This is a genomic window from Bacillus sp. MMSF_3353 (assembly GCF_030733445.1).
Taxonomy (GTDB): Bacteria; Bacillota; Bacilli; order Bacillales; family Bacillaceae_G; genus Bacillus_A; species Bacillus_A wiedmannii.
The window spans coordinates 1-9488 of the sequence record NZ_JASHJA010000063.1; the positions used below are offsets into that span (position 1 = coordinate 1).

10 protein-coding genes and 1 pseudogene are annotated in these 9488 nt (G+C 34.5%); 6 read left to right on the plus strand and 5 right to left on the minus strand.

Annotation, left to right across the window (positions count from 1 at the left end; genetic code table 11):
* Together RBB48_RS30955 and RBB48_RS31905 are read right to left on the minus strand one after the other, a co-directional pair.
* The coding region (locus RBB48_RS30955; protein WP_306008800.1) for a serine hydrolase domain-containing protein at positions 1–1148 on the minus strand (1148 nt) is incomplete at its 3' end.
* Positions 1149–1459: 311 nt separating this feature from the next.
* A pseudogene (locus RBB48_RS31905) lies at positions 1460–1588 on the minus strand (3'-5' exonuclease); the annotation flags it as partial.
* On the opposite strand from RBB48_RS31905, the gene RBB48_RS30960 reads away from it, so the two are divergent.
* The 3 genes from RBB48_RS30960 (at position 1567) to RBB48_RS30970 (ending at position 3144) form a co-directional block, all read left to right on the plus strand.
* Positions 1567–2154: a colicin E3/pyocin S6 family cytotoxin gene (locus RBB48_RS30960; RefSeq protein WP_218923189.1), complete on the plus strand. Its 588-nt coding sequence runs from the start codon at positions 1567–1569 to the stop codon at positions 2152–2154. The pseudogene RBB48_RS31905 and the gene RBB48_RS30960 overlap by 22 nt on opposite strands.
* A 14-nt stretch (positions 2155–2168) precedes the next feature.
* Entirely contained in the window at positions 2169–2714 is a 546-nt protein-coding gene (locus tag RBB48_RS30965; RefSeq protein WP_215559204.1) for a hypothetical protein, read from the plus strand.
* Between the two features lie 106 nt (positions 2715–2820).
* Entirely contained in the window at positions 2821–3144 is a 324-nt protein-coding gene (locus RBB48_RS30970) for a hypothetical protein (protein ID WP_088065096.1), read from the plus strand.
* Between the two features lie 288 nt (positions 3145–3432).
* Here RBB48_RS30970 and RBB48_RS30975 read toward each other — a convergent pair whose 3' ends face one another.
* Positions 3433–3687: a SunI/YnzG family protein gene (locus tag RBB48_RS30975; RefSeq protein ID WP_098230915.1), complete on the minus strand. Its 255-nt coding sequence runs from the start codon at positions 3685–3687 to the stop codon at positions 3433–3435.
* A 244-nt stretch (positions 3688–3931) separates the two neighbouring features.
* Between RBB48_RS30975 and RBB48_RS30980 the strand changes: the two genes are divergently transcribed.
* Positions 3932–4675, plus strand: a complete 744-nt coding sequence (locus RBB48_RS30980) for a M15 family metallopeptidase (RefSeq protein ID WP_088065122.1) — start codon at positions 3932–3934, stop codon at positions 4673–4675.
* 332 nt (positions 4676–5007) lie between these two features.
* Here RBB48_RS30980 and RBB48_RS30985 read toward each other — a convergent pair whose 3' ends face one another.
* Positions 5008–5412, minus strand: coding sequence for a DUF3221 domain-containing protein (locus RBB48_RS30985; protein ID WP_088065097.1), 405 nt, complete (start codon positions 5410–5412; stop codon positions 5008–5010).
* 512 nt (positions 5413–5924) lie between these two features.
* Between RBB48_RS30985 and tnpA the strand changes: the two genes are divergently transcribed.
* The gene (gene tnpA / locus RBB48_RS30990) at positions 5925–6326 is read left to right on the plus strand and encodes an IS200/IS605 family transposase (protein WP_033666944.1); all 402 of its coding nucleotides are present in this window, start codon (positions 5925–5927) and stop codon (positions 6324–6326) included.
* A 5-nt stretch (positions 6327–6331) separates the two neighbouring features.
* Positions 6332–7411, plus strand: coding sequence for an RNA-guided endonuclease InsQ/TnpB family protein (locus tag RBB48_RS30995; protein WP_001136645.1), 1080 nt, complete (start codon positions 6332–6334; stop codon positions 7409–7411).
* Between the two features lie 403 nt (positions 7412–7814).
* On the opposite strand, the gene RBB48_RS31000 is transcribed toward RBB48_RS30995, so the two are convergent.
* Positions 7815–9461, minus strand: coding sequence for an S-layer homology domain-containing protein (locus tag RBB48_RS31000; protein ID WP_088065099.1), 1647 nt, complete (start codon positions 9459–9461; stop codon positions 7815–7817).
* Between the last annotated feature and the right edge of the window lie 27 nt (positions 9462–9488).

Consider the following 9488-nt stretch of genomic DNA (forward strand, 5'->3'; position numbering starts at 1 on the left):
ATATCCAAAAGCTGTGTGCCGCTTATTTCATATGACTGAGTTAGATTGCCTTCTAATATATCTTTAACTTTTAGTACTATGTTTATATTGGTATTTGCGCCGTTGCTCAGCAAGGAGACGGCTGTTCGTTCATTTAGCAGTATGGCTACTTCGGTTCTGAAATTTGGATTGCCCCCAGTGTGTTCTATAATCGTTTGTTCGGCGTTTACGGACCAACCTGCCGCATAATACATACCGTTGACAGCTGGAACAGACATATCACCCCTATGTGATTTTTCGATAACCGTGTGAAATATTCCGGGTATGTCCTGCACAATACCCATCTGTATGCCCATCCAACGCGCCATATCTTTTGTATTAGAAATGATGTAGCCTGCCGGTTTATTCCCAGCATAATCCGGAGCTTTAAATGGAGTTGTCATAAAAAAGGAAGAACGGTAGCCCTGTGCCAACTGCCCAGTCGCTTGAGCATCTTCTTTATAAACATACGTCTGGTGAAGACCTAATGGCTGAAATACCTGTTCCTTCATAAAGTCTTCATAGCTTTGTCGCGACACAATCTCAATAACCAAACCCAATACGTCATAATTAACGGTTCCATAGTTATACTGTTCACCGGGAGGGAACGCCAATTCAGCATCCACGAGCATTTCCACAGTCTTTTGCAACATATCCGGTGTATTGCCTTGTGGAATATTTTGAGTATGCATAATATTTGTTAGACCACTGGTATGGTGAAGAAAGTTATTTAGTGTAAGACTTTGCATATCAACAGGTTTCCCTTGATACTTTAACGTAAACCAAGGTAAATATTTTTGGACAGGGTCAGTCATTGAGAGCAGCCCTTTCTCTTCCAACAGCATAATACCCATACCGGTAAAAGCTTTACTGACTGAGGCTAACTCATAGAGTGTATTTTCACTTGCAGACAAACCCTTTTCACGGTCTGCATATCCTGAAGAAAAGTAGAACACTTCATCATCAGCAAGTATTGAGATTGACATTCCCGGCACACCTGATATACGACAGGCATCATCTAGCAACGCTTGTATTGCCGCAGATTGCGAATCTGACAACGCATAACTTTGTGTTGCGAATCCTAAGGATAATATAAATATCGTTAACACAAAAACAATAATCTTTTTCATAAACTCTCCTTTTTGGAAAATTATAAGAGAATAATATAAATAACCTCCTTTTACAACTACGAAACTAAATTTTAATTTATCTTTCTATTCACCTATATAGTATCAAGTAATTGTAAAGAATTACACTTAAACGAACAGATGCGTTAGTTCAATAAGAAGTAAACAACTTTATTATTCATTTTTTAAGTATTATATAAACAGATGGATGTAATTTGAAACAACTTTAAAGAGCCTTATTACGTAGAATGTAGTAAGGCTCTTAGCTTTTAATAATCAAAATTTAGTAACTTTATTATTATTACTATTATACAATAAATAAGTAGAGTTTTTCCTGCAGTAACTTCACATAATTTTTTATACATTACTGTCCACGATGGTGCATCGTGGACAGTTTTATTAGTAATACCATGAATGGAGGTTGCTTCAGCTGGAATATTTAGAAGAACAAAAACGTTCCGCTAAACAAACTTCATTATTCCTTGATTTAGCTCCTGGAATTGGAGAAGTAAAACAAGGTATACAGCTCTTTACGGGCGAGGAAATGTTTACTCATGATAAATATGCGCCAAGTGACTTTGTATGGGGAACACTTACTGCAGTTACTGGTGGTACAACAAAAGTAATTGGCCGTACCTTTGGTAAACTAGGCGATCTGGAGAAAAATGCACAGAAACTTGGTAATGTAACAAAAAATGTATCAACAGGTTCTTTCGATGTAGCAGCCTTTGATAAAAAAATCGCAAAAATGAATATAAATGAAAAAGCCGCTGAAATAAAAATAGCCTCAAAAGGCATTGCTGAGCAAAATGGTTGGAAAAAAGACTCAAAACTGAGCAGAGTAAATAAAAGGGACGTATATGTTGATTCAAAATCCAATAATCTTTATGCTTTAGATACACAACATGGTAGATTTGAAGTACTTAATAAAAAGGGGAAACATCAGGGAGAAGTAGACTTTAATTTAAACTCAACGAAACCTGCGGGACATGATTTGAAAATGGGTTAAGAAAGGATTCATATATGAATGAATTAGTAAAAAAAGCAATACAACATTTTTATGTAAATGGAGCTGTAAATGAATATTTACTTAGGTGTGAAAATAAAATTGAATTACCTAAAGAATTAACTGTATTTATTCATAATGCACACATTCAAACAACACCTGTCAACATTGATGATATTTGGCCAGCAGAAAAATATGTATTCGATTTTAAACCATATAAGAAAGAGAATTTAAATATTTACTACAGCAGTACTTTATTAATTTCAAAATTGGCACCTGTATTTTACTTACAGCATGAATTTTCAGTTGACTGTCCTGGCGATACGTCACTCATGTCAACTTTAGATGGATATGACACACAGCCCTATACGAGTCAGCAATTGGAATTTGACCAACAAGTTATTCAATCTTTAACATCGAAGAATTATACACAACTATCCTATGCAGAAGTAAATAAGGTTGTAATGAACCTCAAATTCCCAGAGGGGGTAACAATTTTTGGACCTCAGGTGACTGTAGAATACGCTATGTTTCATGATGTACTTGATTTATGTCCAGAATAATAGTCACTACTTCATATAGTAAATATACTAGTTTCATACGGTGCAAAATAAACATCGTATGAAACTATAAATACACTACCTATAAAATAAGTTAGGAATACTCAAATTGAATATTAAATATGATGAATACGAATTATTGGAAATTTTCGAGAGTGAACCAGAAGATTATTTTATTCCTGGTGCAGGTGCATATAGATATAGTAAAATAGACAAACTGGGATTTGAATTAGTAATGATTATGTGTTATTACGAGGAAACTGTTGAATTAAAAATGTGTTATGAAAATAATTGTATATTTGAAACCAATATGGATTCGGCTAAACGAATCTATACCCGCAATGATTCATTGTATGTCCAAGGTGGCGTAGGAAACAAAACAATTGAAGTGAAATTCAAACCACATTTTACGATTCAAATAGAGGAACTCTAAAACATAAAATATTAAAATGACATAATATACGTTTACCTTAGTTCTTTAGGTAGTTAGGGTTTGACATACTAACTTAAAAGAAAAATGTTGAGCAGTTCATCTTCATTATACATCAATTACATGTTACCCTCAAATATAGCAAAAGGTGACCAAGATAATAATTTTCGTTTTGAAGAATTCAAAAGTGTTAGCAGCCATACTAATGAATTTAATAAAATAAGGAAATTTCTATGACTTCTCTCTTTTGCTTTATTCGAACTTTGTTTGAATCTATTTATATGACCATCTTTAACCAAGTATAGCCTTTAAAATCGACACTTTGTTTGTAGTAAATAATACATAATTTTGTTTTACAGTTCTAATTAATATACGATCAGTTGTCGCATATGCAGTTCCGATACGGATTGCAGTTGGTTCTTCAACTCCCGCATAGGTAGCATCTTCGGTAACCTCAAGCACATCACGTAATGGGATTGTAACCTCCGCCAATTGCCATGAAATTATTAACTCTTCTTTTGTTTTTTTTACATCAATACCTAACATTATACCAAGACCTTTCTATAATAGAATGCTACACTTCTTATCTTATTATAAGAATTTTTAGATTATATTTCTACATGTATGAATAGAACTGATATTTTAAGGATGTCAAAAGTACGGGAAGATATACTATCAATCTATTAAGAAATACGTTATGAAGAAAAGTTCACAGGGAATTAATATGGATTTGACATGGCTGAAGTATGATGAATGAGTAACAGTAGGCGCTGTAGGAAGGAAATGAATGATGAGACTTAAATTAGTAGGAACCTTAACTTGTATAGTAGTAATGTTAGGTATCTTTATCATTTACACCAATATATCTATTGGTAAAGAACCATATAAGACAAACCATGAAACTAGTGAAAACTCCATAAATAAAGAAAAAAATAGTAAGCAAAATGGGACTTCAAATAAGATAGCAAGTTCTTTTGCTAGTGTACAGGCTGTAGTAAATAAGGAATATGGTTTACCCGAAGACTATATGCCAGAGGATTTAGTTGTCCCAAATGTACCGTTTTCATTTAGTGGAACGGTAGAAAAGAGTCATCTTCGTAAAGAAGCAGCGGAAGCGTTAGAAAAACTATTCCTTTTAGCTAAGCAGGATGGAATCCAGTTGAATGCTGTTTCAGGATTTCGTTCCTATGAGTATCAAAAAGGCCTGTATGCCAACAATGTTAAAAAGAAAGGGCAAGAGCATACGGATCGCTTCTCGGCAAAGCCTGGACATAGTGAACATCAAACGGGATTAACGATGGATGTTTCTTCTAAAAGTGCAAATAATGAGCTAGAGCTAACTTTTGCGAATACGAAAGAAGGAAAATGGCTGAAAGAAAATGCGCATCGTGCAGGTTTTATTATTCGTTATCCAAAAGGTAAAGAGGGTATTACTGGATATGCTTATGAACCGTGGCATATTCGCTATGTAGGAGATATTGCTGAAAGTATATATAAGAAAAAACTGACTTTAGAAGAATATATGAATCTGTGAAAATAGAATTAAAGAATTAAATTTGCTAGCGATAGCAGTAAGAGTGTAAAAGATAGGGGTATGAAACAAGGTATTTCTTAATGCTCTTAAAGGGTATGCCATGGGATTGTAAACGATACTACTATTTTAGAGATGAAAGATGGCGAATAATATCTTTACAGTAATGTGAGATGTAGGATCTTGCGTCAGGTGCAGAATGATAAGTATTAGGTTAATATATGATGGAAATCAGAAAGCAACGAAAAAGAATATAAAGATTACGTATTCGGTTTTTTACTAAATAACAGGGCATCATTCTAATTAGAATGATGCCCTGTTATTTTTAGCATAATCTATTGAATTACTTTTTCAATTTTAGGCATTACAGCAATTGGTGGTAAAGATTTGGTCCATGCAGCAGCATAAACATTTAACTGTTCACCTATAGTGTAATTTTCACCATCTGAAATAGGAACCCTTAAAATCTTATTTTGATTTACTAACTCCCACCAATCATTTTGGTAAGCGAGAGCTTCATCTTTTGTAGATGTAGAAGCAACCACTAAATAATTGTTTTCTACTGAAATGACATATCCAGTAAAAGGATCTTGTTCTTGTTTATGAATAGAATAAATAGGTGCAGTGCTTACAGACGCCTTATTAGAATCTGCAAATGCCGGTGTTGATCCGAAAGTAAATCCACATCCTAATGTTAAAGCTGTTACGGTTGTTACTAATTTTTGTTTTTTTGTAAACATAATACATATCCCCCTTATATTTTATCCCTACACTAGCAATTTTCTAGTTCTATCATATAAAACCTTTTAATATTAAGATGTTTAACAGTTCTGTCACATATAATCCATAAATGTTAAAATTATCTATTAATGGAAGTGGATTTGTGTTATGATTCACTATGTGAAATATTATTATTACATTCATCCCCCGATGAATGTATACCCTTCCTTAATTGTAAATATGTTTGATTTTATTGGTGAAGAGGGAGGAAATCCCTCTTCTTTTTTTGTTCCTTCTAAAGTTCGAAGGTGCCTTGAGCAATAAAATTTGATTTTTTTAAAACAGTTGAATTACAGCCCTTCCCGAACGAGAAAGCCCCTCGCGTTTAGGCAGGGGATGAAAGGGAGGTTGGATAAGGAGTGCTACTAAAAACCGCAAGGTTTGTGGCACTCTAAGTATCCAAAATGTTGGTATCTTTTATTTTTTTCTCTTTCGCGTTGCAGTTTTATAATCCAACTGATACAATGCAAACATGATGAATGATTATAGAAGAACCAAAACAACCGTGTCATTAATTAACTATCATTTTGTGTTTTGTCCACGATACAGAAGAAAGATTTTTCTTAATACAAAAGTAGAAGAACGTTTCAAAGAGTTGGTTCAAGAAATATGCGGAGAATTGGATATTTCTATTGTTGCAATGGAATGCGACAAAGACCACGTTCACTTGTTCTTAAATACACCACCAACACTTAGTCCTGCTGATACAATGGCAAAAATTAAAGGAGTGACATCAAAACGTTTGAGAGAAGAGTTTCCTCATCTTCAACACTTGCCGAGCCTATGGACGCGTTCTTATTTTGTTTCTACTGCTGGAAATGTATCAAGTGAGACAATAAAACATTATGTTGAAAATCAAAAAACGAGGGGGTGAAACTTGTGCCACAAACCATCACAGTTAAAGTTAAATTGCTTCCAACAAAACAACAAATCATGCTATTGGAACAAAGTAGCCACGAGTATATAAAAGTCATTAATGCCCTTGTATCTGAAATGGTTGAAGCAAAGAAAAGCACAAAGAAAAGTACAAAGGATATTGAGGCCAATATCCCAAGTGCGGTGAAAAATCAAGCAATTAAAGATGCGAAAAGTGTGTTTTCTACAAAGGTGAAAAAGAGTAAATACAAAATCGTTCCGATTCTAAAAAGACCTGTTTGTGTATGGAATAACCAAAACTATTCATTTGACTTCACGCACATTTCAATTCCGTTTATGGTAAACGGAAAGTCAACTCGTTTAAAGGTTCGCGCTTTATTAATAGACAAATATAATCGCAATTTCGAATTGTTGAAGCACAAGTTAGGTACACTCCGTATCACGAAGAAATCTGCTAAATGGATTGCTCAAATATCTGTCACGATTCCTACAAACGAAAAAACGGGAACAAAGATTTTAGGAGTAGACTTAGGTCTTAAAGTTCCTGCGGTAGCCATCACAGATGATGATAAAGTTCGTTTCTTCGGGAACGGTAGGCAAAACAAATTTATGAAACGTAAGTTTCGCAGTGTTCGCAAGAAGTTAGGAGAAGCTAAGAAACTGAATGCCCTTCGTCAACTCGATGATAAAGAACAAAGATGGATGCAAGACCAAGACCACAAAGTAAGTCGTGTAATCGTTGATTTTGCAACGGATAATAATATTTCTGTCATTCGATTAGAGCAACTAACGAACATTAGACAGACGGCACGAACAAGCCGTAAAAACGAAAAAAATCTACACACTTGGTCATTCCATCGTTTAGCACAATTCATCGAGTACAAAGCGACATTAGTTGGCATAAAGGTCGAATATGTGAACCCTTCTTATACAAGTCAAACATGTCCGAAATGTTCTGAAAAGAACAAGGCACAAGACAGAAAATACAAGTGCCAATGTGGATTTGAGAAACATCGTGATATCGTTGGGGCGATGAATATTCGCTACGCAACTGTGGTTGGCGGTAATAGTCAATCAGCCTAAGAACCTATATGGTCTGTCTTAGGAGGGGTGATGGCACACCCTCATCTTGAAGGCTGTTCAAAACAGAAATGGACTGCGAATGCTTAGTCATTCAAGAATCCCATCCGTTACACCGTAAGGTGTAGGACTTGCGGCTTTAGCCGTGGGAGTGTCAAACGCGTTCACTTTATTTAGAAGTGAGAGTGGGGGAGTTCAAAGAAAGATGGGGAAATAAAGCTCTGTCTCTTGATAAAAACTTATAGAAATAAAAATAAGATAGTTACTGTTGGACAGATAGTAAATCACGATTAATATACTAGGTCTTACGAGCACGATAGAAAATATATAACTTCATAAAAAGAACTCCTATGTTACTTAGGAGTTCTTTTCGGATGAAGTTAACAAAATTATAGAATGTTGAACATTAGTTTGTTTTTTCAACAATAGGAGAAATAGCTTTCACAGGAACACCAGCAAGTAAAATAGGGCTAAAATCAAAAGATGCAGCATAAACGTTCACCGTATCACCGATTACAATATCTTGTAATACTTCGGTTGAAGTTTCAACTTCATAAGTTATGTTGTTACTTGAAACTAAGATTGAGTTATCCGATTTTCCTGTAACATTTCCTGTGATTTTTTTGTATTGATTCTCTAAAATATTTTGTTCATTTCCTTTTTGAATAATCGCGTTTCTTGCCTCGAAAGGTAAGTCCTTTAGAAGGATAGGGGCCATTTCAAATGCTTGAGCATAAACATTTACTGTATCACCTATCTGAATGTTTGGTAGTACTTTTGGATTAACATGGGCACGAATGGTTTGATTTTTACTTGAAATTTCTAGGCTATCTTCGGATTTTTTTGTCACTGTACCAGAACGTTTTTTTAGTTGTGCTAAGAGTTTTTGTTCTTTATCTTTACTCATTACATGGTTTTCTTGTTGTTTGTTAGATTCTTCGTTTATTTTAGAAATAGAACTTACATCAGTGTAAAATACAGTTTGTCCATAGATTTTTTGATGTTTCCATTGATCTTTGTTAGCAACTTTAACTTTGTCACCGTTTTTAAAGTTAGAGTTACTACCATTCGGGAAGTCTATAGTCACTTCTTGATTATTTCCATTAGCATCTTTATATGCAACAGTCACATAATAAGGATCTGCATCATTTATTACCCCAATTACATGGTTTTCTTGTTGTTTGTTAGATTCATCATTTACTTTAGAAATAGAATTCACATCAGTGTAAAATACAGTTTGCCCATAGATTTTTTGATGTTTCCATTGATTTTTGTTAGCAACTTTAACCTTGTCACCTTTTTTAAGGTTAGAGTTACTACCATTTGGGAAGTCTATAGTCACTTCTTGACTATTTCCATTAGCATCTTTATATGCAACAGTCACATAATAAGGGTCTGCATCATTTATTACACCAACTACAGTATTTTCTTCTACTTTTGTATGTTTGTGGATTTGATCAGATTTTGCAATAAATTGTGCAGCTTCTGCACGGGTAATCGCTCTATTAGGGGACCAGCTATTTCCGTCTTCAGTGCCCTTAGAAATTTCTGTTTGTATTAAAATATTTGCATATCTTTCTCCCCAATGCCCTTTTAAATCCTCAAATGTAGTTACACTATTTTTAGCAACTTTATTTTCTAATTTATAAGCATTTGCCACCATTGAAGCCATGGATGCACGATTAATCAAACCTGTTGGAAGGAAGTTACCATTTCCATCTCCTTTAATAACACCTGCTTTTTCAACAGCTGCAATGTAAGGTGCTGCCCAGTGGTTTTGAGCATCTCGGAAAGATGGTTTAGCATTCTTATTAATTTCTAATCCAAGCATTATAGCCATTATTTTGGCAGCTGAACCGCGGTCAATTGTTTCAGCAGGAGCAAAAGTACCATCGGGTTTTCCGTGTAATGCGCCTTTTTCAACTAGGTAATTTACAGAAGGGCTTGCCCAATTTGGGACATCTGGAAATTTATGAGTATTTGCAAATGCACTAGATGAGTAGGATAGTAGACTTCCAGCAAGAATTCCTGTAGCAATTAATTTGTATTTCAAAATGTAACACTCCTAAAATAATATTAC